Source organism: Porphyrobacter sp. AAP82, assembly GCF_000331285.1.
Classification (GTDB): Bacteria; Pseudomonadota; Alphaproteobacteria; order Sphingomonadales; family Sphingomonadaceae; genus Erythrobacter.
The window spans coordinates 25,975-48,988 of the sequence record NZ_ANFX01000023.1; the positions used below are offsets into that span (position 1 = coordinate 25,975).

At 67.8% G+C, this 23,014-nt stretch carries 25 protein-coding genes and 1 tRNA gene; 16 read left to right on the top strand and 10 right to left on the bottom strand.

The window, feature by feature from the left end:
• Positions 1-36: 36 nt before the first annotated feature.
• The gene (locus D620_RS0107370) at positions 37-450 is read left to right on the top strand and encodes a hypothetical protein (protein ID WP_155800067.1); all 414 of its coding nucleotides are present in this window, start codon (positions 37-39) and stop codon (positions 448-450) included.
• Positions 451-495: 45 nt separating this feature from the next.
• Complete coding sequence (locus tag D620_RS0107375; RefSeq protein WP_017665159.1) at positions 496-1,836, top strand: phospholipid carrier-dependent glycosyltransferase; 1,341 nt, start codon at positions 496-498, stop codon at positions 1,834-1,836.
• A 121-nt stretch (positions 1,837-1,957) separates the two neighbouring features.
• Here D620_RS0107375 and D620_RS0107380 read toward each other — a convergent pair whose 3' ends face one another.
• The 5 genes from D620_RS0107380 to D620_RS0107400 all read right to left on the bottom strand — a co-directional run bounded on the left by D620_RS0107380 (position 1,958) and on the right by D620_RS0107400 (position 5,827).
• Complete coding sequence (locus tag D620_RS0107380; protein ID WP_017665160.1) at positions 1,958-3,133, bottom strand: glycosyltransferase; 1,176 nt, start codon at positions 3,131-3,133, stop codon at positions 1,958-1,960.
• A gap of 56 nt (positions 3,134-3,189) precedes the next feature.
• Positions 3,190-4,248, bottom strand: a complete 1,059-nt coding sequence (gene leuB / locus D620_RS0107385) for a 3-isopropylmalate dehydrogenase (RefSeq protein WP_017665161.1) — start codon at positions 4,246-4,248, stop codon at positions 3,190-3,192.
• A gap of 13 nt (positions 4,249-4,261) precedes the next feature.
• Positions 4,262-4,861, bottom strand: a complete 600-nt coding sequence (gene recO / locus D620_RS0107390; RefSeq protein ID WP_017665162.1) for a DNA repair protein RecO — start codon at positions 4,859-4,861, stop codon at positions 4,262-4,264.
• Positions 4,862-4,878: 17 nt separating this feature from the next.
• The gene (locus D620_RS0107395) at positions 4,879-5,130 is read right to left on the bottom strand and encodes an accessory factor UbiK family protein (RefSeq protein WP_017665163.1); all 252 of its coding nucleotides are present in this window, start codon (positions 5,128-5,130) and stop codon (positions 4,879-4,881) included.
• 148 nt (positions 5,131-5,278) lie between these two features.
• A complete protein-coding gene (locus D620_RS0107400; protein WP_017665164.1) occupies positions 5,279-5,827 on the bottom strand; it encodes a TspO/MBR family protein in 549 nt (182 codons plus the stop codon).
• A gap of 338 nt (positions 5,828-6,165) precedes the next feature.
• Here D620_RS0107400 and D620_RS0107405 point away from each other — a divergent pair, with 338 nt between their 5' ends.
• Positions 6,166-6,360 (top strand): hypothetical protein, encoded by a 195-nt coding sequence (locus tag D620_RS0107405; protein WP_017665165.1) that lies wholly within the window; start codon positions 6,166-6,168, stop codon positions 6,358-6,360.
• Between the two features lie 96 nt (positions 6,361-6,456).
• Here the strand turns inward: D620_RS0107405 and D620_RS0107410 are convergent, their stop codons facing one another.
• A complete protein-coding gene (locus tag D620_RS0107410; protein ID WP_017665166.1) occupies positions 6,457-7,221 on the bottom strand; it encodes a TlyA family RNA methyltransferase in 765 nt (254 codons plus the stop codon).
• A 35-nt stretch (positions 7,222-7,256) separates the two neighbouring features.
• Between D620_RS0107410 and D620_RS0107415 the strand changes: the two genes are divergently transcribed.
• The 4 genes from D620_RS0107415 to D620_RS0107430 all read left to right on the top strand — a co-directional run bounded on the left by D620_RS0107415 (position 7,257) and on the right by D620_RS0107430 (position 10,924).
• Positions 7,257-7,796: a hypothetical protein gene (locus tag D620_RS0107415; protein WP_017665167.1), complete on the top strand. Its 540-nt coding sequence runs from the start codon at positions 7,257-7,259 to the stop codon at positions 7,794-7,796.
• An 829-nt stretch (positions 7,797-8,625) separates the two neighbouring features.
• On the top strand, positions 8,626-9,702 hold the full coding sequence (locus D620_RS0107420) for a branched-chain amino acid aminotransferase (RefSeq protein WP_017665168.1): 1,077 nt from the start codon (positions 8,626-8,628) through the stop codon (positions 9,700-9,702).
• A complete protein-coding gene (locus D620_RS14905) occupies positions 9,699-10,499 on the top strand; it encodes a rhodanese-related sulfurtransferase (protein WP_017665169.1) in 801 nt (266 codons plus the stop codon). The genes D620_RS0107420 and D620_RS14905 overlap by 4 nt, the downstream gene beginning before the upstream one ends.
• A 44-nt stretch (positions 10,500-10,543) precedes the next feature.
• Entirely contained in the window at positions 10,544-10,924 is a 381-nt protein-coding gene (locus D620_RS0107430) for an STAS/SEC14 domain-containing protein (protein WP_017665170.1), read from the top strand.
• Here D620_RS0107430 and D620_RS0107435 read toward each other — a convergent pair.
• The gene (locus D620_RS0107435; protein WP_017665171.1) at positions 10,921-11,832 is read right to left on the bottom strand and encodes a LysR family transcriptional regulator; all 912 of its coding nucleotides are present in this window, start codon (positions 11,830-11,832) and stop codon (positions 10,921-10,923) included. The genes D620_RS0107430 and D620_RS0107435 overlap by 4 nt on opposite strands.
• 108 nt (positions 11,833-11,940) lie before the next feature.
• On the opposite strand from D620_RS0107435, the gene D620_RS0107440 reads away from it, so the two are divergent.
• The 3 genes from D620_RS0107440 (at position 11,941) to D620_RS0107450 (ending at position 13,838) form a co-directional block, all read left to right on the top strand.
• A complete protein-coding gene (locus tag D620_RS0107440) occupies positions 11,941-12,642 on the top strand; it encodes a pirin family protein (RefSeq protein ID WP_017665172.1) in 702 nt (233 codons plus the stop codon).
• Positions 12,643-12,708: 66 nt separating this feature from the next.
• Positions 12,709-13,305 carry an FMN-dependent NADH-azoreductase gene (locus D620_RS0107445; RefSeq protein ID WP_017665173.1) on the top strand — a complete coding sequence of 199 codons (597 nt, stop codon included), beginning with the start codon at positions 12,709-12,711 and terminating at the stop codon, positions 13,303-13,305.
• A gap of 110 nt (positions 13,306-13,415) precedes the next feature.
• Positions 13,416-13,838, top strand: a complete 423-nt coding sequence (locus tag D620_RS0107450) for a DoxX family protein (protein ID WP_017665174.1) — start codon at positions 13,416-13,418, stop codon at positions 13,836-13,838.
• A gap of 59 nt (positions 13,839-13,897) precedes the next feature.
• Here the strand turns inward: D620_RS0107450 and D620_RS0107455 are convergent, their stop codons facing one another.
• Genes D620_RS0107455 through D620_RS0107465 form a run of 3 tightly spaced genes read right to left on the bottom strand, consistent with a single transcriptional unit; the run spans position 13,898 to position 17,962 of the window.
• A complete protein-coding gene (locus tag D620_RS0107455) occupies positions 13,898-14,800 on the bottom strand; it encodes a DMT family transporter (RefSeq protein WP_017665175.1) in 903 nt (300 codons plus the stop codon).
• Positions 14,800-16,878 carry an NAD(+) synthase gene (locus D620_RS0107460; RefSeq protein ID WP_017665176.1) on the bottom strand — a complete coding sequence of 693 codons (2,079 nt, stop codon included), beginning with the start codon at positions 16,876-16,878 and terminating at the stop codon, positions 14,800-14,802. Before D620_RS0107460 ends, D620_RS0107455 begins: the two co-directional genes overlap by 1 nt.
• Before the next feature lie 52 nt (positions 16,879-16,930).
• Positions 16,931-17,962, bottom strand: a complete 1,032-nt coding sequence (locus D620_RS0107465) for a DNA topoisomerase IB (protein WP_017665177.1) — start codon at positions 17,960-17,962, stop codon at positions 16,931-16,933.
• Positions 17,963-18,076: 114 nt separating this feature from the next.
• Between D620_RS0107465 and yghU the strand changes: the two genes are divergently transcribed.
• The 6 genes from yghU to D620_RS0107495 form a co-directional block, all read left to right on the top strand.
• Positions 18,077-18,952 (top strand): glutathione-dependent disulfide-bond oxidoreductase, encoded by an 876-nt coding sequence (gene yghU / locus D620_RS0107470; RefSeq protein ID WP_017665178.1) that lies wholly within the window; start codon positions 18,077-18,079, stop codon positions 18,950-18,952.
• An 81-nt stretch (positions 18,953-19,033) separates the two neighbouring features.
• A tRNA-Gln gene (locus D620_RS0107475) sits at positions 19,034-19,108 on the top strand.
• Between the two features lie 205 nt (positions 19,109-19,313).
• Positions 19,314-20,939 carry a sensor histidine kinase gene (locus D620_RS0107480; RefSeq protein ID WP_017665179.1) on the top strand — a complete coding sequence of 542 codons (1,626 nt, stop codon included), beginning with the start codon at positions 19,314-19,316 and terminating at the stop codon, positions 20,937-20,939.
• Positions 20,936-21,559 (top strand): response regulator, encoded by a 624-nt coding sequence (locus D620_RS0107485; protein ID WP_017665180.1) that lies wholly within the window; start codon positions 20,936-20,938, stop codon positions 21,557-21,559. Before D620_RS0107480 ends, D620_RS0107485 begins: the two co-directional genes overlap by 4 nt.
• A 105-nt stretch (positions 21,560-21,664) precedes the next feature.
• Positions 21,665-22,012 (top strand): hypothetical protein, encoded by a 348-nt coding sequence (locus D620_RS0107490; protein ID WP_017665181.1) that lies wholly within the window; start codon positions 21,665-21,667, stop codon positions 22,010-22,012.
• Between the two features lie 71 nt (positions 22,013-22,083).
• A partial coding sequence (locus tag D620_RS0107495; RefSeq protein ID WP_017665182.1) for an ATP-binding protein occupies positions 22,084-23,014 on the top strand: 931 nt, incomplete at its 3' end.

Here is a 23,014-nt window from a genome sequence, read left to right on the forward strand (position 1 = left end):
CATGTAGCATTTGCTACATATTGGGAGAAAACCGCTGTGCCCGAAAGTCTTACACCGTTTGTCGCGCTTGCCGGGGGCGGGCTGGTCTTGGCGCTGGCAGCCATCGCCGCGATGGCCGCAAGGCCGCACGCGCAAGGCAATGCGCTGCTCGCCGGGGCGCTGTCGGCGGGCTTTGCCGCCTTCACCGCCGTCACCATCGCGGCCGAGGGCGCAGGTCCGGTGATCATCAATCACACCTCCAATCTGTGGGGCGTGCAGGTGTGGTGGGACCTCCTGTTCTCGCTCTTGGTTGCAACCTTCCTGATCCTGCCGCGCGCGCGGGCCGCGGGCATGAACGTGCCGCTATGGACCCTGTTCATCGCCGCGAGCGCGAGCATCGGCCTGCTCGCCATGGCAGCCCGGCTGTTTTGGCTCGAAGCGGCTGCCGCGCGCGAGCCGGCGACGGCATAATCCCGCTTGCCCGACCGGGCGGGCCGCCCTAAGCGCGGCCCCGCCATGGTCGAGGCGCATCCCTCCCCCTCTCCGTCCCCCGCCGCCACGGCGCAGGCGCGCCCGCGCGATCCGCTCGCGTGGACCCTCGCGATCACCGGCGGCTTCGCGCTGCTCGCAGGCTGGCGGCTCGGGATTCCGTCAAAACCCTTCTTCGACGAGGTCCACTATCTCCCGGCCGCCCGCGATCTCGTGTCGTTGGTCGAGACCGGCGTGGGCGCCTATCGCAACCGCGAGCATCCGCTCTTCGCCAAGGAGCTGATCGCGCTTGGCATCCTGGTGTTCGGCGACAACCCGCTGGGCTGGCGGGTGGCGGCGTGGCTATCGGGCACCGCCGCGCTGTTCGCCGCGATGCGCGCGCTGTGGCACACCAGCCACGACCGGTTCGCCACCCTTGCCTTCGGCGTGCTTGCCGCGACCGGCTTTGCGCTGTTCATCCATGCCCGCATCGCGATGCTCGATATCGTGATGGTCGCCGCACTCGCGCTGGCCGCATGGCAGTTTGCCGCGGCCACGGCGCGGCCCGAACAGGGGCGCTGGCGGCTGGCCCTGACCGGCGCCGCGCTCGGCCTTGCGCTCGGTGCGAAGTGGAACGCGATCCCGCTGGCCATGGCGCCGGGGCTCACCTTCTTTTTCGCACGCCTTGGCGCCGGACGCCGCCGCCTGTTCATGAGCCGCCGCGGCGCGCCGGTCCCCGGCATCCGCCTCGTCGAGGCCTTCGTGTGGCTCGGGATCGTGCCGCTTGCGGTCTATGCCGCGACCTTCATCCCCGGCTACTGGCTCGCCGAGTATCTGCGCCCCTCGCCGCTCGCCGAAAAGGGCCTGATCGGCCTGCACGAGGAGATCTTCGCGCTCCAGAGCCAGCTGATGACCCCGCACCGCTACATGAGCCAATGGCCGCAATGGGTGCTGAACACGCGCGGGATCTGGTATCTCTACGAGGAGACGGACGGGGCGTGGCGCGGGGTGCTGCTGATCGGCAACCCGCTGACGATGCTGCTGGGCCTGCCGGCCTTGGCGTGGTGCCTGTTTGCGGGCGCGGCGCGGCGCGATCCGGCACGGCTGGCGGCCGCGCTCGGCTATGCGGCAAGCCTCGGGCTGTGGCTGGTCGCGCCCAAGCCGGTGCAGTTCTATTACCACTACTTCACGCCGAGCCTGTTCCTGCTCGCCGCCCTCGCCCTCGCGTGCAGCGACTTGCGGCGGGTGCCGCATGGCCAATGGCTCGCCTGGGGCATCCCCGCAGGCTCGGTCGCGGTGTTCGCCTTCTTCTTCCCGATCCTTGCCGCCCTGCCGCTCAGCGGCGGCGGCGATTACCTGGTCTGGGCGTGGCTCCAGGGGTGGAGGTGATATTGCTTGCCGCACGCCCTCCGGCGTGCGGTCCTCGCTAGATGCGCAGCAAGCTGAGGGCGGCCGTTCGGCCTTGCGGCCCGCTGCGCGGTCCGGTCGAGCGCGCCTGCGCAAACGCGCTCTAGAACCTGCCCCACACGAAGCGGCTCGACAGGGCGTAGTTCCACACCGAACCCACCACGATCCCCGCCAGCGCGGCCGCGACCCAGAAGATGCCCTGCCCTTCGAGGAAGGTAGCGATCGCAACGTTGGCAAAGCCGCCGATCGCGCAGGTGGCGATGAAGCCTGCCCAGCCGCGCAGCAGCTCGCCCCAGCCGGTGAGGCGCTTGTCGCGATAGGTCAGCCAGTTGTTGAGCCAGAAGTTGAAGCTCATCGCCACCAGCACCGCCGCGCTCTGCGCGAAGGTGAAGGCGTGATCGAGCACGAACAGCAGGCTGGTGAGCACCATGAAGTGCACCACCACGCCCAGCGCGCCGACGGTGCCGAACAGGGCGAAGCGGGTCGGGATCACCTTGCCGAAGGTCTTGTCATAGAGGCCGGCGAGGAAATCGAACAGGATGGCGCGGTCCAGCTTGCTTTCTCCTTCGCGGCGGGCCGCGAAATTGAGGGGGAATTCCTTGACCCGCATCGGCTCTTCGGCCGTGGCGAGCAGATCGAGCAGGATCTTGAAGCCGATCGCCGAAAGCCGCGGCACCAGCGCGCGGGCGGCATCGGCGGGCAGCATGAAATAGCCGCTCATCGGATCGGTGAGCGCAACGCCGGTCATCTTGCGGGCGAGCGCGTTGGCATAAGTCGACAGCTTCTCGCGCTCGGGCGCGGCCCATTCGGCGGTGCTCGCGCCTTCGGCAAAGCGGCTGGCAACGCAGATCTCGGCCCCGCCCGATTTCAGCGCTTCGAGCATGCCCGGCAGCAACGCGGGATCGTGCTGGTGGTCGGCGTCCATCACCGCCACATAGGGCGCGGCGGTGGCGCAGAAGCCTTCGATCACCGCGCTCGACAGGCCTCGGCGGCCGATGCGCTGGATCACCCGCACGCGCGGATCGGCAAGCGCCAGCGCGCGCGCCTCGTCGGCGGTGCCATCCTTGCTGTCATCATCGACGATGATCACCTCCCACGCCGCCACCGTGCCAAAGGCGCGGTCGATGCGCTCGAGCAGGGGGCCGAGATTGCCGCGCTCGTTGAAGGTCGGCAGGATGATGGCGAGTTCGAGCTTCACGGGCGCAGGCACCGGGGCCGGCCAGATGTCGGCGAGTTCGTCAGCGAGGCTGTCCAGGCGCGGAAAGGAGGCGTTATCCATGGCCTCCTAATGCACCATAATTCTTTATAAACCATAACTGGCGCGCGCCCGGATCGTCAGAGCCGCTCGCGCACGCCGGCGCCGATCGCGGCGGTGCCGTGGTTGCCCCCCAGATCGCCGCCGAGGATGCCGTCGGCAAGGGCTCTGGCGACCGCGTCCTCGATCCTTGCCGCCTCGGCCTCGCGGCCGAAGGAATGGCGCAGCATCATCGCCGCCGACAGGATCGTCGCCATCGGGTTGGCCTTGCCTTGCCCGGCGATATCGGGCGCGCTGCCGTGGATCGGTTCATAGAGGCCGAAAGTCCCGAAGCCGGTCTGCCGCTCGCCCAGCGAGGCGGACGGCAGCAGGCCGATCGATCCAACCGCCGCGCTCGCCAGATCGCTCAGAATATCGCCGAACAGGTTGCCGGTCAGCACCACGCCGAAGCGTTCGGGGTGGCTGACGGTCTGCATCGCGGCATTATCGACATACATGTGTTCGAGCGTAACCTGCGGATATTCCGCCGCGACCTCGATCACCACGTCGCGCCACAACTGGCTGGTTTCGAGCACATTGGCCTTGTCGACGCTGGTGAGCTTCTGCCCCGAAGCCGCCGCCGCGCGGAAGGCGACATGGGCGATGCGGCGCACTTCGCTTTCCGCATAGGACATCGCGTCCCACCCCTCGCGCTCGCCATTGTCGGTCTCGCGCCGCCCCTTGGCGCCGAAATAGACATCGCCGGTCAGCTCGCGCACGATCAGCATGTCCAGCCCGTCCGCAATTTCCGCCCTGAGGGGCGAGAGGTGTTCGAGCCCCGCAAACACCCGCGCCGGGCGCAGGTTGGCGAACAGGCCGAGGTGCTTCCTGAGGCCGAGGATCGCCTGTTCGGGCCTGAGGTGCCGCTCCAGCGCGTCGCAGGAAGGGTCGCCCACCGCGCCGAACAGGATCGCGTCGGCCTCCTGGGCCATCTCGAGCGTTTCGGCCGGCAGCGGGTGGCCGTGGCGATGGTAGGCCGCCCCGCCCACGTCGCCCTCGAACAGGGTGAGACCCGGCAGGCCCAGTGCTTCGAGCACGGCCACCGCTTCGGCAGTGACTTCCGGGCCGATCCCGTCGCCGGGCAGGACTGCAATCTTCATGTCTGTGGTTCTCTCACCCGATGCGCTGGAGCCGCTCGGTCAGCAGCTTTCGCGCGCCCATAACATCGCTCTTGGGCCCTGCAAGCAGGTAGTGCGCGATGCGGCGTTCGAGCGTGGCCAGCCGGGCCAGCTGGGCGGGGAGATCAGGCGCATCGGGCAGGGCCGTGCCGCCATAGCCCAGTTCGGACAGGAGCAGCGTTTCGTAAGCGATGAGCCCGCTCACCCACCCCCGTGCAGAAGGGGCGATGGCGATCGCCTCGAGCAGCGCGTCGAGGGCGGCATGGAGCGAGGGATAGGGCTGACGCTCGGGCAGGCTCGCGGCGGTGAGCGCGCAGACCCAGTGGATCGCGGCAGCCGGCAGCGGCTCGGTGATGAGCGCGGCGCGGGAATGTTCGAGCTCCAGCCTTGCGAAGGGAAGCTGGCTGCCTGCCTTCGTCGTGAACTCCGCCGCGACGCGGTTGCCCGGCACCATTACCGCGCGCATCTGCCGCCCGCGCCCGCCCGCGACATAGGCCGCGACGAGGCCCGCAGCCGGGGTCAGCACACGCACCATCGCCCCGGTCTCGCCCTGAGGCCGGGACGCGAGCACGATTGCGGCAGCACGCAGGCTCATGCCCGCCGCGCCCGCGCCTACTGCTTGGAGGATTTGGCTTCCAGCGCCGCGAGCCGCGCTTCCAATGCGTCGGCCTGTTCGCGCGCCTTCTGGGCCATGGCCTTGACCGTCTCGAACTCCTCGCGGGAGACGAAGTCGATCCCGCCAAAGGCCTCGCGCATGCGTTCGCGCGCGCTTTCACGGGCTTCGCGGGTCATGCCCGCCATGGTCCCCGCCGCGCTGTTGGCAAGCTTGACGAGGTCGGCGATGATCGGGTTCTGGCTTTGCATTTTCTCTTTTTGGGGAGGCTTGCACAGATGTGCAAGCCTATCCTCGCTCATGCGACCTTAAGGTCGCGTCGCTGCGGGCGCGCGTTCGCGCTTGCGGACGGCTACGCCGTCCGTTAACCGCCACACGATAGATCGACAGGCTCGCGCCTCAGAACTCGACCTTGGTGGCCGCGCCGTCGATACCGCGCTGACCGCCGTCGGGATTTTCGGCGATGAACTGGTAGTTGAGTGCGCCCGCAAAGCACAGCCACACCAGATAGGGCAGCAGCAACAGCCCCGCATTGCGCCGCACCCGCAGCACCAGCGCCAGCGCGATCAGCAAGGTGGCGATCGCGACCCCGATGACAATCAGGCCCAGCATCATGTCCTGCATCCCGAAAAACACCGCGCTCCAGCTTTGCGCGATCAGGAAATGGACCCCGAACACCGCCAGCGCGATTCCCCGCCCCGGCGCGCCCCAGGCACTCGCCACCAGTGCCAGGGCAAGGCCGATCAGCACGAACAGCACCGTCCACACAATCATGAAGGTGACCGGCGGCGGATAGATCGCGGGCTTCACCAGCCCGGCAAACCACGCCGTGTCGGGCCCGCCGAACTTGCTTGCGACAAACCCGATCAGCAGCACCAGCGGCACCATGAGCAGCGCCCAGCGCAGGAAGCTGGCGCGCAGCTGGGCGGGGGAAGCGAGGAGGTTCATTGAGGTTCCTGTCCTTGGCCTGTCCTTGGCCTGTCCTTGGCCTGTCGTTGGCCGATCTTTCGGATCACCGGGAGCGCGGCCGATACCAGAGGCGCTCGCCCGCGCCAACTTTTCCGCACCCTTTTGCCCCGCGATGAACCACCGCCGGACGCGCGGCCGCAGCGAATTGCGAAAAATGTGGTGAAAATTGGGCAGAGGTGCACGAAACGCTTTGGGGTCTGGAAAAACCTCTGCTAGACGCTGCCACATTCCTGCCGTGATTCGAAGCGCAGTAGCGGCGGGAAGATAAACAAATCGCGCTTTTGCTCATTACCGGCCCTGCCGGGCCCATAGGGGAAATGACCATGAAGAAGATCGCTCTCGTCGCCGTCGCCGGCCTCGCCCTCGCCACCGCCGCTTGCTCGAAGCCCGCTGAAGAAGCTTCGACCGAAGCCGACGCGATGGCCGTTGCTGAAGAGCCGATGGCTGAAGCCACCGCCGAAGCGACCCCGGCTGCTGAAGAAGCTGCTCCGGAAGCCACCCCGGCCGAGTAAGCCTTAACGGCTTTCCGGCCTCGATCTTCGGATTGGGGACAGGAACAGACAAGGCCGGTAGCAACCACGGTTGCTGCCGGCCTTTTCTTTTGCCGGCTACCGGCGGGTCGCGCTTATCAGGAATTCGACATTGCCCTGCGGCCCGGTGATCGGGCTTTCGGTGATCCCCTGGACCTCCCAGCCGAGCCCCTCGATCCAGCCGCGCACCTCTTCGCACACGCGCTGGTGAAGCGCGGGATCGCGCACCACCCCGCCCTTGCCGACCTCCTCGCGCCCGACTTCGAACTGCGGCTTGATCAGCGCGACCAGCTGGCATTGCGGCGCCGCCAGCCGGAGCGGCACCTCCAGCACCTTCGCCAGCGAGATGAAACTCGCATCGCAAACCACCCAGTTGCACGGGCGGTCGATATTCTCGGGCGTCAGCAGGCGGGCAGACAATTGTTCGAGCACTGTCACGCGCGGGTCTTCGCGCAGCTTCCAGGCGAGCTGGTTGGTGCCGCTGTCGACGCAGAACACATGCTCCGCCCCGTGGGTCAGCAGCACATCGGTAAAGCCGCCGGTCGAAGAGCCGATATCCATCGCCGTCGCGCCGGCCGGATCGAGCCCGAAATGCGTGATCGCGTGCGCCAGCTTGATCCCGCCGCGGCTCACCCAGGGATGATCGCGCCCGCGCACCTCCAGCGCCGCATCCTCGGCGATCTGGTGGCCGGGCTTGTCGATCTTGGTCTCCCCCGCAAACACCAGCCCCGCCATCACCAACGCCTGCGCCCGCGCACGACTTTCGGCGAGCCCGCGCATGGTCAGCAGCTGGTCGACGCGGCGCTTTTGCGCTTTCGGGGGACGGGGCGGATGGTCGGGCATGGACAAGGGGAGGCCCTAGCGCGCAAAGTGCAGGCATGAAAGCCGGACTTCCCCTGCTCGCCCTGACGCTCGTCCTTGCCGCCTGCGCGCCTGCCGCCAAGGCCCCGCCGGTGGCGACCGCCGCCAGGCCTGCCCCGCGCCCTGCTCTCGTGGCCGCCCCCGCCCGCCCCGCGCCGCTGCCTGCTCCGGTCGACATGCAGTGGATGGACGCCCCGCTGACGCCGGGGAGCTGGTCTTACGAAGGCCGCGGCAACCTGACGCTTGCGGTATTCTCGGGTCAGGCCGTGTTTGCGATGCATTGCTGGAGGCCCAGGGGTGAGCTCTCCTTTGTCCTTGGCGGAGAGACGGGTTCGGTCGCCACAATCCGGACCGAGACCGCCGCGCGCGCCTTGCCCTTGCAGCATTCGGGCGCCGAAATCCCAACCTCTGCCACTATCCTTAACGCGCGCGACCCGCTGCTGGATGCAATGGCGCTGTCGAAGGGACGGTTCGCGGTAGAGGTGGACGGCACCGCCCCGCTCATCCTGCCCAGCCATGCCGAGGTCAGCCGGGTGATCGAGGATTGCAGGGGGTAGAAGGAACGGGGGCGGTTCTCGCTGATTTCGGACCCGCAGGGTCCGCAAGGCCACGCGGCCGCCCCGCAGGTGCTCGATCCCGCAGGGATCGAAACAGCATCGAGGATGTGCCCAAGGAGGCGGGCACGCAAACAAGGGCCCCTTCCGCCGATTCTATACATTAATATCCACAGGTCCATGCACAAGGCATCCCCAGCCTGTCCACAGCCGCGCCGGAAACGAAAAACGCCCGAGGTCTCCCCCGGGCGGCCAGTCCGCACACGTTACGCGGCGAGGCATGAGTATGACGCCGGAAAAGATTATTTCAAGTCTTGTGGATGCCCCCGCAATGACTCACATTGCACCCGAGGCCAGCGGCGAACGCGGCTCTCGGCCCCCGGTGAAACGCGGGGTCTGGCTCACAAGCGCGAAAGGAGGTGATCCGATGTCTCATGGTTCAGTAGCGAGGTCGGTGAAGATCCCTACGGAGCATACTCGGTAAATCATCCTTCTGAGTAAGGCACCGTGAGCGGCACTTCCGGCCGCTGACCATGTTAAGGGCGTTTCCTCCGACGGGCAGGAAACGCCCTTTTCATTTTGGCTTTTTCGAGCGGGCCTCCGCCCGCTCGTCCTCGGCGCTGTTTCGATCCCTGCGGAATCGAGCACCTGCGGGCGGCAGGTCGGCCTTGCGGTCGCTGCGCGACCGATCCAGCGCAATCCTCCTGTTGTCCCTACGCGACAGCTTCGCTTCCACGGGAGGGGGACCATGCGCAGCATGGTGGAGGGGCACGCGAGGTCTTGTTCAAGAGTAATCTTGCCCTCGCCCCCGCGCAGGATTAGGCGCTTGGCCATGCAACTCACGCGCCTGCCCCATCCCTCGCCCACGCCCGATGCCACCCGCGATCAGCTGATCGCCGATCCGGGCTTCGGCACCGTGTTCACCGATCACATGGTCGTGATCGACTATGACGAGGCGCTGGGTGGCTGGCAGACCCCGGTGCTGGGCCCGCGTGAGCCCATCGCGCTCGATCCGGCGGCGAGCGTGCTGCACTACGCGCAGGAGATCTTCGAGGGCCTCAAGGCCTATCGCCATCCCGATGGCAGCCTCGGCCTGTTCCGGCCCGAGGCCAACGCCGCGCGCTTCAACGCCTCGGCCGAGCGGCTCGCCATGCCCGCCCTGCCGCAAGAGCTGTTCCTCGGCGCGATCCGCGCGCTGCTCGCGGTCGATGGCAACTGGTACCCGGCGGTCGAGGGCGGCGCGCTCTACCTGCGACCCTTCATGATCGCCACCGAGGCCTTTCTCGGCGTGCGACCGGCGAAGCAATACAAGTTTATCGTCATCGCAAGTCCGGCCGGCAACTACTTCAAATCGGGCGCAAAGGCGGTGAGCATCTGGATTTCCGACTACACCCGCGCCGCCCCCGGCGGGACGGGCGCGGCCAAGTGCGGCGGCAACTACGCAGCGAGCCTCGTCCCCACCGGACAGGCCTTCGCCAAGGGCCATGACCAGGTGCTGTTCCTCGATGCGGCCGAACGCAAGTGGGTCGAGGAGCTGGGGGGCATGAACCTGTTCTTCGTCTTCGCCGATGGCACCGTCATCACCCCGCCCCTGACCGGCACGATCCTGCCCGGCATCACCCGCGACAGCCTGATCGCGCTCTTGACCGAGCAGGGGCTCAAGGTCTCCGAGGCCCCCTATTCGATCGACCAGTGGCGCGTCGACGCCGCCAGCGGCCACCTCGTCGAGGTCATGGCCTGCGGCACGGCCGCGGTCGTCACCGCGGTCGGCAAGGTCGCCGGGCATGACTGCGAATTCACCATCGGCGCAGGCGGCATCGGCCAGACCACGGCTGCCTTGCGCGAACAGCTCGTCGGCATCCAGACCGGCCGCATCGCCGACACCCACGGCTGGGTGATGCGGGTTTGAGTCCAACGCCGATCCGCGTCGCCGCGCTCTACCGGTTCACGCGCTTCAACGATCCCCACAGCGTGCAGCCCGCGCTGCTCGCGGTGTGCGAGGCGCAGGGCATCAAGGGCACGCTGCTGCTGGCGCGCGAAGGGATCAACGGGACGATTGCGGGATCGCCACCGGGGCTTGAGCGGGTCCTCGCCCACATCCGCGCGCTGCCGGGATGCGCTGACCTCGACGTGAAGTTCTCGGACGCGCCCGCCATGCCCTTCGGCAGGCTCAAGATCCGCGTGAAACGCGAAATCGTCACCATGGGCGAGCCCGACATCGATCCCGTGCTGTCGGCAGGCCACTATGTCGATCCGCAAGACTGGAACGCGCTGATCGCGGACCCGGACACGCTCGTCATCGACACCCGCAACGATTACGAGGTCGCGATCGGCACCTTCGCCGGCGCGACCAACCCCGCCACGCCATCCTTCCGCGATTTTCCGCAATGGTTCCGCGACCACCGCGAGGCGCTACTGGCGGGGAAAAAGAAGGTCGCAATGTTCTGCACCGGCGGCATTCGCTGCGAGAAATCGACCGCCTTCCTGCGCGCGGAGGGCGTCGAGGAGGTCTATCACCTCAAGGGCGGCATTCTCAAATATCTTGAACAGGTATCTGAAGAACAGAGCCTTTGGCAGGGCGAGTGCTTCGTCTTCGACGAGCGCGTTAGCCTCGGCCACGGGCTTGCGCAGGGCACCCATACGCGCTGCCAGCCTTGCGGGCGGCCCTACCCGGCAGGCAGCGCCTGCCCCGTATGTGCGCGCTGAACGGCTGCAACCAATTCTATACCCGTTGCCGGTAACCTCGCGGCATGACCACGCTTGCGCCCTCCTATTCGGTCGAACTCGATCCCGTCCGGGGCGAGCTGCACTTCGTCACCAGCGGGCTGTTCGACAAGCCGGCGATGGATGCCTTCCTGCGCGATGTCGCCAAGGCGGTCGGGCCGCTGCTCGCCGAAAAGCGCAAGCTGCGCGCGCTCGGCGATCTGCGCGGCTATGTCACGCAGACGCGCGAGATCGGCGCACAGATGGCCGCAACCCTCGAGCGGGCCGAGTCGATCGGCATCGAGCGCACCGCGATCATCATCAACTCGACAATTCTGAAGCTGCAATACAAGCGGGTCAGCGAAGGCCGCAATGTGCAGATCTTCGAGGACGCCGAGGCAGCGCTCGCCTGGCTGCGGGCGGACTAGGCTGCGGGCGCGGCGCAACGCGTCAGCCCCTCCCTGAAGGCATCGACCAGCCAGCTTGCCGCCGGGCCCAATCGCGTGTCGCGCCGCCACAGGGCGCTGAGGCGGTAGTGATCGCCGGGCTTTTCGGGCAGGTCGAGCTCCACCAGCGTGCCCGCCGTCAGATCGCCGGCCACCATCCCGCGCGGCATGTTGCCCCAGCCCAGCCCCTCCTTCAGCAGCGAGTGCTTGGCGCCCAGGTCCCCCAGCCGCCAGGTCAGCGGTGACAGCACCGAGAACTCGCGCCCTTCGGTGAGCGGCGAGCGGTCGGTCAGCACCAGTTGCAGATGGCGGCGGCTTTCGCCCGGCGCGACGCCGGAATGCGCGAGGGGGTGAGAGGGCGCGGCCACGGGGACGAGATCGACCTCGCCCACCGCCTGCCTTTCCAGCGCGGGGTGCTCACCGATCACCGGGCCGCCGATGGCAAGGTCCGATCCGCCCTCCATCACGCAGGCCGCGACGGCGCCCAGCGCCTCGATCCGCAAGGTCAATGCGCAGGTCGGGAACATCCGCCGGAATTCGCCGAGCACATGCGCGGTGACATCGCCCGGCACCATCACGTCGACCACCAGCGTCAGCGACGGCTCCTGCCCGGCATGGAGCGAGTTCGCCTTGGCGAGCAGCGCATCGACCCCGTCGGCGACGGCGCGTGCCTCGGCGAGCAGGCCCTCGCCCGCCGGGGTCAGCACCGGACGCCGCGAACCTTCGCGGTCAAACAGGGTGAGCGCGAGCTGTGCCTCGAGCTGCGCGATCCCGTAAGAGACCGCCGAGACCGCGCGGCCGAGCGCCCTGGCCGCCCCGCCGAAGCTGCCGTATTCGGCAACGGCGATGAAGATGCGCAGCTGATCGAGCGTGGGGTCGCCGAGTTTCATGCGGCGCATGTTCGGAATTTTCGAACATCTTGGCAAGTTTTATCGCAGTTATCCGGAAGGCATCTTCGGCTTATCTCCGCCTCAACGAAGAACCCAAGGAGATCCGCCATGATCGAACTCAGGCCCTTCAACACGCTTGGCGCTGCCAACCACGGCTGGCTCGATGCGCACCACCACTTTTCTTTCGCGGGCTACCATGATCCCTCGCGCGTCAACTGGGGCGCGCTCAGGGTCTGGAACGACGATGCGATCGCATCGAAGTCGGGCTTCCCGCCGCATCCGCACAGCGACATGGAGATCATCACCTACGTCCGCGCCGGCGCGATCACCCACCGCGATTCGCTGGGCAACCAGGGCCGCACCGAAGCGGGCGACGTGCAAGTGATGAGCGCCGGGAGCGGTGTCACCCTCTCGGAATACAACCTCGAGGACGAGGAAACCCGGATCTTCCAGATCTGGATCATCCCCGATGCCCGCGGCGGCCAGCCCAGCTGGGGGGCGCGCCAGTTCCCCAAGGATGACCGTGCGGGCGCCTTCGTGCCCTTGGCGAGCGGCGTTGCGAATGATCACGACGCTCTCCCGATCCGCGCCGATGCGCGGGTGCTGGGCGCGACGATTCTGGCGGGCGAGAGCGTGACCTACACGCCCCGGTCGGCCGACCGCCACCTCTACCTCGTCCCCGCCACCGGCAAGGTGCGGATCGAAGCGGTCGAGGCGAATGCCCGCGACGGCGTGGCGATCACCGGACAGGAATCGGTGACGATCACAGCCGTGGAAGACAGCGAAGTCGTGCTGGTCGACGCGGCTTAAGCCCTAACTCCCCCTCCCCCTCGCGGGAGGGGAGATTCCACCTCTCACCCCCAAGGAGCCATCACCATGAGCAACATCCTCGCCATCACCGCCAGCATCCGTTCGGACGCCGAGAGCGTCTCGCGCCAGCTCGGCCAGAGCATCGTGGACGGCCTCGCCGCCAAAACGGGCGCGAGCGTCACCACCCGTGACCTTGCCGCGAACGATCTGCCCTTCGTCAGCGCCGAGCGCTTTGCCGCGAACCTCACCCCGGCGGCCGAGCGCAGCCCGGAGCAGGCCGAACTCGCCGCCATCGCCGACGAATTGATCGCCGAATTGCAGGCCGCCGACACGATCGTGATCGCAAGCCCGGTCTACAATTTCGGCCCGCCGGCGAGCCTCAAGGCCTGGGCCGATTTGGTGGCGCGTGCCGGGACCACCTTCCAGTACACCGCCAATGGTCCGGAAGGCCTGTTGGGGGGCAAGAAGGCCTATCTCGCCATCGCCACCGGCGGCACGCCTGTGGGCGCGGACTTCGACTTCATGAGCCGCTGGCTGACCTTCTTCCTCGGCTTCCTCGGGATCACCGATGTCGCGATCGTCGCGGCTGACGGGATCATGGGCGTGGATGGCGAGGCGAAGATCGCCGCTGCCAGGGATGCCGCACTGAAGCTCGCCGCCTGACCGGCGATCCACAGGGACGGGGGGGGGCGGCGGCCGGCAAGGGGCGCAACATCCTCCGCCCACCCTTCTTCCTCCCCTGCCTTGCAACCTTCCTCTCCAGGAGAACCATCATGAACGATATCACTGCCTCCCTCCCGCAAACCTCCCCCTCCACCTCGACGCAGGATGCTGCCGCGCTCACCGCCCGCCTGCTGCTTGCCGGCCTGTTCCTGATCGCCGGGCTGGGCAAGCTCGCCGCCATCGAAGGCACCGCCGGCTATATCGCGAGCGTCGGCCTGCCCTTTGCGTCCGGCCTCACCTACGCCACGATCGCCCTGGAAGTGGTCGGCGCGTGCCTGCTGATCGCGGGCTACCGCACCCGTGCGGCGGCAATCGGGCTCGGGGTGTTCAGCATCCTTGCCGCGGCGATCTTCCACGCCGATTTCGCCGACCAGATGCAGTTCACGAGTTTTCTCAAGAACCTCGCGATCGCCGGCGGCATGTTCCAGCTCGCCGCCTTCGGCCCGGGCCGCCTGTCGCTCGACCGCGGCTGAACCCCGACCGGCGACGCGCAAGGGCCGGTGCACCCCGCGGTGCGCCGGTCCTTCGCGTGTCAGCTCTCGGGCCGCACCAGCCGCGGCTTGAACAGCTTGCGGGTCGGCCGGATGACGATGATCGCGACACCCGTCAGCGCCATCGTCCCGCCCACGATCAGCGGCCAGCCGATGGTATCGCCGGTCAGCCATGTGCCGAAGGCGATGGTCAGCAGCGGGGTGAACAGCGTCAGCGGAACGATGAGGTTGGCGTCATAGCGCTGGAACAGCATGAAATAGGCCGAATGCGCGCCGACCGAGACGATCACGCCGGCAAACAGCACGCAGGCCGCCACTGCCAGCGGCGCGGCGCTGACGGCGGCAATCTGCCCAGTCTCCAATGCCATGGTCGCAGGCAGCATCACGCACAGCGAGGCCAGCCCCGCCCAGGCCTGCAAGCGCGCCGAGCCGATATCGAGGCGCTTGACGAACACCGACGCGAAGGCCCCGACCAGCACGCCTGCAAAGGCAAAGCCGAGGCCCACCGGATCGCCCGCATCCGACGGCGCGCCGATCGCGAGGCCCACCCCGCCCAGCGCCAGCGCCATCCCGATCCCGCGCCGCCAGCGCACCTCCTCGCCGAGGAACAGGATCGCGAAGAGCACGGTCAGCGGCGCGCCCGACAGGTTGACGATCCCGACCGCCGAAGGGCTCGCGGTCTGGAGCCCGATGAACTGGAGGCCAAAGCTCCCCCCGGTGATCGCAAAGCCGATCAGCAGGACGTGGGGCAAACGCTCCGGCCGCGCGCGCAGCAGCAGCGGAAACAGCACAGCGATCACGGTCGCCGAACGCAGCGCGGTGTAAAACAGCGGCGGCAGGCCAAGCGTTGCCACCGCGATCTTGCTGACCACCACATTGAGCGCCCAGGCAACATTGCAAAGCAGCATGATGCCGAGCGCGGAGAGAGGAAGCTGGCGCGGCATCAGGTGGGAAGTTTGCTCGCCACCTCGTCCGGCAGAGCCCCCCGCAGCTCCTCGCGCCACACGCTTGCGACCGCATCGGACGGGGCGCGCCAGTCGCCCCGCGGGGACAACGCGCCTGCCGAGGAGACCTTGGGGCCGTTGGGAAGCGCGGAACGCTTGAACTGCGAGAAACCGAAGAAGCGCGCGCAGAACTTGTCGAGCCAGGCAGCGATGGTGGCCAGGTCGTAGGCGTTCTTGCAAGTTTCCGGGAAGCCGGCAGGCCACATTCCCGCAGCCGCCTCCTTCCACGCATGCCACGCCAGGAAGGCGACCTTTGAGGGACGCTGGCCGAAGCGGATGATGTGGTGGAGGAAGAAGTCGTTGAGTTCGTAACGGCCCACGAGGCTCTCGGTCGATTGCACCTGCCCGTCGGCGCCCGGCGGCACCAGCTCGGGGCTGATCTCGGTGTCGAGCACGCTGGCCAGCACCTCGGCGCAAGGACGGGTGAACTGGCCGGTCGCAATCACCCAGCGGATCAGGTACTGGATCAGCGTCTTGGGCACGCCGGCATTGACCCCGTAGTGGCTCATATGATCGCCCACGCCATAGGTGCACCAGCCCAGGGCGAGTTCGCTGAGGTCACCGGTGCCGACCACGAAACCCTTGTGCTGTCCGGCGAGGCGGAACAGGTAATCGGTCCTGAGGCCGGCCTGCACGTTCTCGAAGGTCACGTCATGCACCGGCTCGCCCGCGGCAAAGGGGTGGCCGATATCCTCGAGCATCTTTTGCGCGGCGGGGCGGATGTCGATCTCGCCTGCGGTGATTTCCAGCGCCTGCATCAGACGGTGGGCGTTGGTCTTGGTGCCTTCAGAGGTGCCGAAGCCGGGCATGGTGTAGCCGCGGATCGTGCTTCGCGGCAGGCCCAGCCGGTCGCAGGCCTTGGCCGCGACAATCAGCGCGTGGGTGCTGTCGAGCCCGCCGGAAATGCCGATGACGAGGCTCTTTGCCCCGGTCGACTGGATGCGGCGCATCAGGGCATCGACCTGGATGTTGAAGGCCTCGTAGCAGTCCTCGTCGAGCTTCTCGGGCCGGTCGGGCACGAAGGGAAAGCGCGCCACGGGGCGGACGAGGCCGATGTCGCCGGCGCGCCAGGCATGGGCGAATTCGATGCGGCGGTAGGTGTCTTCGGGCCGCCCGGCCCATTCGGCAGCGTCCGCGAAGGTCTGGTTGCGCATCCGCTCGGCGGCAAGCCTTTCGGTGTCGATGTCGACGATGGTAAGCTCGCCCGCGCGGTCGAAGCGTTCCGATTGCGCGAGCAGGCTGCCCATCTCGTAGACGACGCCCTGACCGTCCCAGGCAAGATCGGTGGTGCTCTCCCCGTGGCCGCTCGCCGAATAGACGTAGGCGGCTATCGCGCGGGCAGCCGAGGAGCGGCAGTGCAGGTGGCGGTCGTCCGCGCGCCCGATGGTGACGGGCGAGGCCGAAAGGTTGCACAGGATCAGCGCGCCCGCCATCGCGGCCTGCATCCCCGGCGGGACGGGAGCCCAGAAATCCTCGCAGATCTCGACCCCGAAGCGGAAGCCGGGAAGGTTGGCGGCGGCAAAGACCAGGTCGGTGCCGAAGGGCACGTCCTCGCCCCCGACGTCGATCCACAGGTCGGTGCACCCGCGCCCGTGGGCGAAGTGGCGCTTTTCGTAGAACTCGCGGTAATTGGGCAGGAAGCTCTTGGGGACAATGCCCAGGATCGTGCCGCGCGCGATCACCACCGCGCAGTTGTAGAGCTTGTCCGCGCGGCGCAGCGGCGCACCGAGCACCAGCACGGGATCGAGCTCGGCCGAGGCCGCGACCACCTCGGCCAGCGCCGTCTCGACCCGTTCGAGGATCGCGTTCTGGAGCAGCAGGTCGTCGATCGCGTAGGAGGAGAGGGTCAGCTCCGGAAACACCACCAGATCGACATTGGCTTCATGTGCCTTGACCGCCTCGGCGCGCACGCCGGCGGTGTTGTAGGCGACATCGGCGGTGCGGCTGCACGGGGTCGCCGTGGCGACGCGCACGAAGCCGTGGGCGTGCATGTCGAAGAAAGGGTGGGCCTCGGTCATCGCTGCGGCATCTCCTGCTGGGCGCGGGCATAACCCGCGAGGCCTGCGCTGCCTAGCTCTGCTCGCCGCCCAGATAGCCCTGCGCGCTACCGCATTCTTCCAGAAAGGCAATGAGGCCACGCTCGGCCCGGCTGAGCCAGCGGGTCTGGCGCGGGAGAATCAAGCCCGCACGCCACGCCTCCTGCCCCTCGATGCGTGCGATCACCGCAGGGTGGACATAGGACTTGCGCGCGATCGCCGGGGTGTTGCCGAGATGCTCGGCGACGTGATCGAGCATTTCGCCCAGCTTTACCCGCCCCTTGCCGGTCGCCAGCCGCTGGAAGGCGAGGCTGCTCGCATGGAAGGTGCGGAAATGCTTGGCGGTGAAATCGCCGCCCATCGTCTCGCGCAGATAGGCGTTGACGTCGGCAGCGGTGACGGGGCGGATGTCGCCGCTGTCATCCCCATCTCCAGCCACGTAGCGGAACAGGTGGTCGCTCTCCTCCTCGCCCAGGTCCGCCATCCGCCGCACCGCCGCCGCAAGCCCTTCGTCCTCGACCTCCAGATCATGCGCCTTGCCGCCCTTGCCGACGAAATGCAGCGCCAGCCTGCGGCGGCCCACCTCGGCGTGCTCTGCGCGCAGGGTTGTCGCGCCGTAGCTTTCATTGGTGCGGGCATAATGGGCATTGCCGATGCGGATCGCCGACAGGTCGAGCAGCCGCACCACCGCCGCCAGCGCCGCCTCGCGGGACACGCCGCGCGCCGCGAGGTCCTCCTCCACCCGCTTGCGGACCAGCGGCAGGCGCCTGCCGAAAGCGACGCAGGCGTCATACTTGTCGCTCTCACGTGCCGCGCGGAAATCGGGGTGGTAGCGGTATTGCTTCCTCCCGGCATCATCGATGCCGGTCGCGAGGATATGGCCGTTGGGTACCGGGCAGAACCACGCCTCGCAATAGGCGGGCGGGAGCGCAATGGCATCGAGCCGGCGCTTTTCGCTCCGGTCACGGATCAGCGCCCCGTCGGGGTCGTAATAGGCCCAGCCCTTCCCTGCCCGCCGCCGCGTGATCCCGGGCAGCGCGTCGTCAAGATAGACCAGCTTTTCCATGGCCAAGCGAAATGCGCGCAGGTCCGGCAATGTTCCATCTTGCAGCCCGCCCGCGCACACGCCAGCTAGGGCCCACGATGGCGCGCGCCTGCTGCGCCGAATGGAGAGCTTGCCATGGCAAATGCCACCTACACCCCGCCCGCCGTGTGGAGCGCCGATACCGTTTCGGGCGGCCGCTTTGCCAGCATCAACCGCCCGACCGCGGGGCCTCGCGAGGACAAGGCCCTGCCCGAGGGCGACAACCCCTTCCAGCTCTATTCGCTCGCCACCCCCAACGGGGTGAAGGCGACGATCATGCTGGAAGAGCTTCTGGAGGCGGGACATACGGGCGCGGAATATGACGCCTGGACGATCAACATCGGCCAAGGCGAACAGTTCACCAGCGGCTTTGTCGGCGTGAACCCCAATTCCAAGATCCCGGCCCTCCTCGACAAGAGCGATCCGGCCAGGCCCTTCCGCGTGTTCGAGAGCGGCGCGATCCTCGTCCACCTCGCCGAGAAATTCGGGATGTTTCTCCCCGCCGATGCGCCCGCGCGCGCCGAGGTTTTGAGCTGGGTGTTCTGGCAGGTGGCATCGGGTCCGTTCATCGGCGGCGGCTTCGGCCATTTCTACGCCTATGCGCCCGAGAAATACGAGTATCCGATCAACCGCTACGCGATGGAAACCAAGCGCATCTTCGACGTCGCCGACAAGCGCCTCGCCGAGACGCGCTTTCTTGCGGGCGACGAATACACGCTTGCCGACATTGCCAACTTCCCGTGGCTCGCCCCCTTCGTCGCGGGGCAGATCTACAACGATGCCAAGACCTTCCTCAGCATCGACGAATACACCAACGTCGCGCGCTGGGTCGCCGAGATATCCGTGCGGCCAGGGGTCCAGCGCGGGCGGATCGTCAACAAGGTGTGGGGTGATGAAGACACCCAGCTGCGCGAACGCCACTCGGCAGCGGACTTTGAAGGCAAGCGGCTGGTGACCAGCGCCCCGGCATAGGCCCCGGCAAAGGGGCGGGCGATTACGCGCTTTCGCCCCCTTCACATCCGCATTCCAGCCGCTATAGAGCGCCGCTCTTGCTGGGGCGTAGCCAAGCGGTAAGGCAGCGGTTTTTGGTACCGCCATGCGAAGGTTCGAATCCTTCCGCCCCAGCCAGCACTTCCCTCATGCACCAGTCCGCCCGATCGCCTCGCCCCCTTGCGGGGGTGGGGGGGGGTGGTTGCGGCCGAAGGGCGGCCTGCGGCAGTGCCGGAGAAATCGACAGATCCCCTTCAAAAAGGCCGCGCTTTGTGCTTGGGGCATCCAGCAGCGGTGAGGGCACGGGCCCGGCCATCGGCCAGCGGGAAGATCAAGCGGGGACATGCTGAAGCGCATTCTCGATTACCATTCGGGCCGCGGCATTGCCCTGTGCAGGCTGGCGCTGGCGCTGGTGTTCCTGCTTGTCCTCTATGCCGACCCCGACCAGCCGGTGCGCAGCTCCTACGAGGGGTTCGTCTTTCTCGGCGGTTATGCGGTGATCTCGCTCGCTCTGCTGGCGGCGATCTGGGACAACTGGTGGGGCGATGTGACATTGCGCCTGCCGGCGCTGCTGCTCGACTGTGCGGTATTCCTGATCGCCATCTACCTCACCGAAAGCAGCTCCAGCGACTTCACCAGCCCGTTCCTGTCCTCGTTCATCTTCATCATCCTGACCGCCACGGTGCGCTGGGGGTGGCCCGGCATGGCGATCGTCGCCGGCCTGTTGAGCGCGAGCTATCTGGCCGCCGGCTTGTGGCTCGAATGGGCCGGGCTTGATGTCGAACTCTACCGCTTCGGGCGCCGCGGCACCTACATGGTCCTCCTGTCGCTGATCCTCGTCTGGTTCGGCCTCCAGCGCAGGGTGCGCGCAGTCGCCCGACTCGACTTTGCGAGCGAGGACACCGGAGCGCTTCCCGTCCGCGAAATCGCCGATTACGCGATTGCGGCGACCGGCTCGTCCTGCATCTACATGGGGTGGTGGAGCAACGAGGATCCGCATGTCGTGCTGTGCAAGGTGGAGTGCGGCGATCCGGTGCTGCGCCACTTGCCGCCCGAGGCGCTCGCAGCCCCTGCCGACGTGCCGCTCGCACTGTTCGACCGGCCGCGGCGCCACCTGCTGACCAGCGATGCCGACGGACGGATTGTCGCGCGGCGCCAGACCTTCTCCTCGCCGCTGGTGGACCACTTCGGCATCGCCGAGGGGCTCGTCATCCCGATCCGCAGCGCCTCGGGTACGGGGCTGCTTATCCTCAGCGGCAACAAGGCGATCAGCATCGACCACCTTGCCATGGCGCCCGGCCTTGCCAAGGAAATCGCCGCCGCGCTCGACCGCCAGCTGCTCTCGCATGTCTCGCGCGAGGCGGCGGTGGCGCATCTGCGAACCACGCTCGCCCGCGATCTCCACGACAGCGTCGCGCAGACCCTCGCCGGGGTGCGCTTCCGGATCGAGGCGCTGCGCGCGCAGGTGCGCGCCGGTGCCGACGCCGAAGCCGAATTTGACGAGATGAAGGCAAGCCTCAGCAGCGAGCACCGCAACCTGCGCCAGATGATCGAGCGCCTGCGCCGCACCGATCTCGAGCCTGCGACGGTGAAGCTCGCGCCGCAGATGGACGGGGTCGCGGGCGAGCTCCAGCGCAACTGGCGCGCGGCGGTGCGGGTGTCGACCACGCCCGCGGATCTGGCCGTGCCGGTCGGCCTTGCCTACGAGATCCAGCAGATCGCCCGCGAGGCGGTCGCCAACGGCGTGCGCCACGGCGATGCCAGACACTTCAGCATCGCCGTAACGCGCGGAGCATCGGGGATCGATCTCGACATCCGCGACGACGGCAAGGGCTTCACCGGCAACCCGCCGCCCCATCCGCGCACGCTCGATGAAAGAGCGCGTGCCAATGGCGGCCAATTGGCGGTATACGAAGGCAGCGCGGGTGCGCACCTCAGGATCAGCCTGCCCGACCGGAGCGAACAATGATCAATGTCCTTGTCGCCGATGACCATCCTTTCCTGCGCGCCGGGCTCGAAGCAGTGCTGCGGACCGCCGGCATGGCGGTGGTAGCCTCGGTGGGCGATGGCGACGCCGCACTCGCCGCGATCCATGCCGAGGAACCCGATGTGGTGGTGCTCGATGTCGCCATGCCCGGGCGCGACGGGGTCGCGACGCTGGCCGCACTGCGCGAGCGGGGCGACCTGCGCCCGGTGGTGATCCTCACCGCCAGCATCGACGACCGCCAGCTCCTCGGCGCGATCCGGCACGGGGTGAGCGGGATCGTGCTCAAGGAAGATGCGGAGGATTTCCTCATCGATTGCATCCGCAGCGCGCATGCGGGCGCCAAGACGATCGACCCGCGGCTTGCCCTGCGGATCGAGGAACTGACCTCGGGCGACAAGCCAGCGCGGCGGATCGACGCGCTCGGGCGGCGCGAAAAGGAGATCGTCGAACGCGTCGCGCGCGGCCTGCGCAACCGCCAGATCGGCGAGGAACTGTCGATGAGCGAAGGCTCGATCAAGGTCTATCTCCACACCATCTTCGAAAAGCTCGACGTGCGGAGCCGGACCGAACTGGCGATCCTCTATCACGACGAGACGAGCTGAGCCGCCTGCGGCCCGTCCACCGGCTCCCGGTGGCACGCCGGGCCTGGCTTGCGCGATATGTAGCATGTGCTACATAAACCGCGACGCTTGCGGGAGTGATACGCCATGACCCTGTTCCGCCTGTTTCTGCTCGCCTGCATGCTGGTCATCGCCGGCTACACCACGGTCACCATCGCTTATCATGGCTGGGGCCCGGTGCCGGTGTTTTTCGGCGACATCGCGCAGATGGCGTGGCCCGGGCAGTTCAATCTCGATTTTCTGTGCTTTCTGCTGCTTGCCGGGATCTGGGTGTCGTGGCGCCACCGGTTCCGCCCCGCGGGCCTTGCGCTGGGGCTGGTCGCGGTGTTCGGGGGGATGGCGTTCATGTCCGTCTATGTGCTCGTCCAGTCGCTGCTGACCCGCGGCGATATCGCGGCGCTGCTGCTTGGGCCGGAGCGTGCCGCGGCAAGATAGTGGCGCGAAACGCTGGAAAACTCGCGGGCCCGGTCTTTGCGAGGGGGCGCCGCCTGCCTAATCCCTTGCGCGTGACAGCCACCATCGACATCGGACGCGGGCCTGAGGGACAGGCGATCGGCATCGACCTTGCCGAACTGCTCGCCACGCGCCTGCTGGTGCAGGGCAATTCGGGCTCGGGCAAGTCGCACCTGCTGCGCCGCCTGCTCGAGGAATGCGCCGGCCGGGTGCAGCAGATCATCATCGATCCCGAAGGCGATTTCGTCACCCTCGCCGATGCTTTCGGCCATGTGGTGATCGATGCCGGCGCCCATTCCCCCCGCGAGATCGAGGAGCTTGCCGCGCGCGTCCGGCAGCACCGCGCCTCGGTGGTGCTGGCATTGGACGAGCTGGAGGTCGAGGCCCAGATCCGCTGCGCCGCGCTGTTCCTGACCGCGCTGTTCGATGCCCCGCGCGAACACTGGTATCCCGCCCTAGTGGTGGTCGACGAGGCGCAGATGTTTGCGCCCGCCGCCGCGGGCGAGATGAATGACGAGACCCGGCGCCTGACGCTCGCGGCGATGACCAACCTGATGTGCCGGGGCAGGAAGCGCGGCCTTGCCGGGATCGTCGCCACTCAGCGCCTTGCCAAGCTCGCCAAGAACGTCGCGGCGGAAGCGTCCAATTTCCTGATGGGGCGGACCTTCCTAGACATCGATATGCAGCGCGCGGCGGACCTGCTCGGCATGGACCGACGGCAGGCCGAGCGCATCCGCGATCTCCAGCGCGGGCAGTTTCTGGGGCTCGGCCCGGCGATCAGCCGGCGGCCGGTGGCGGTCCATGTCGGGCCGGTGCGCACCGCCGGGCGCGGCGGCGGCGAGGGGCTGATCCCGCTGCCGCAGGCCACGGGAGACGGCGCGATGGAGGCGCTGCTGACCGATCGCCTCGCCGAGGCCGCCGCTGCCCCGCAGCAGGTGCGCCGCCCCGCCCCGCCCCCGCCGCCGCGCGCCGATCTCGAAGCCG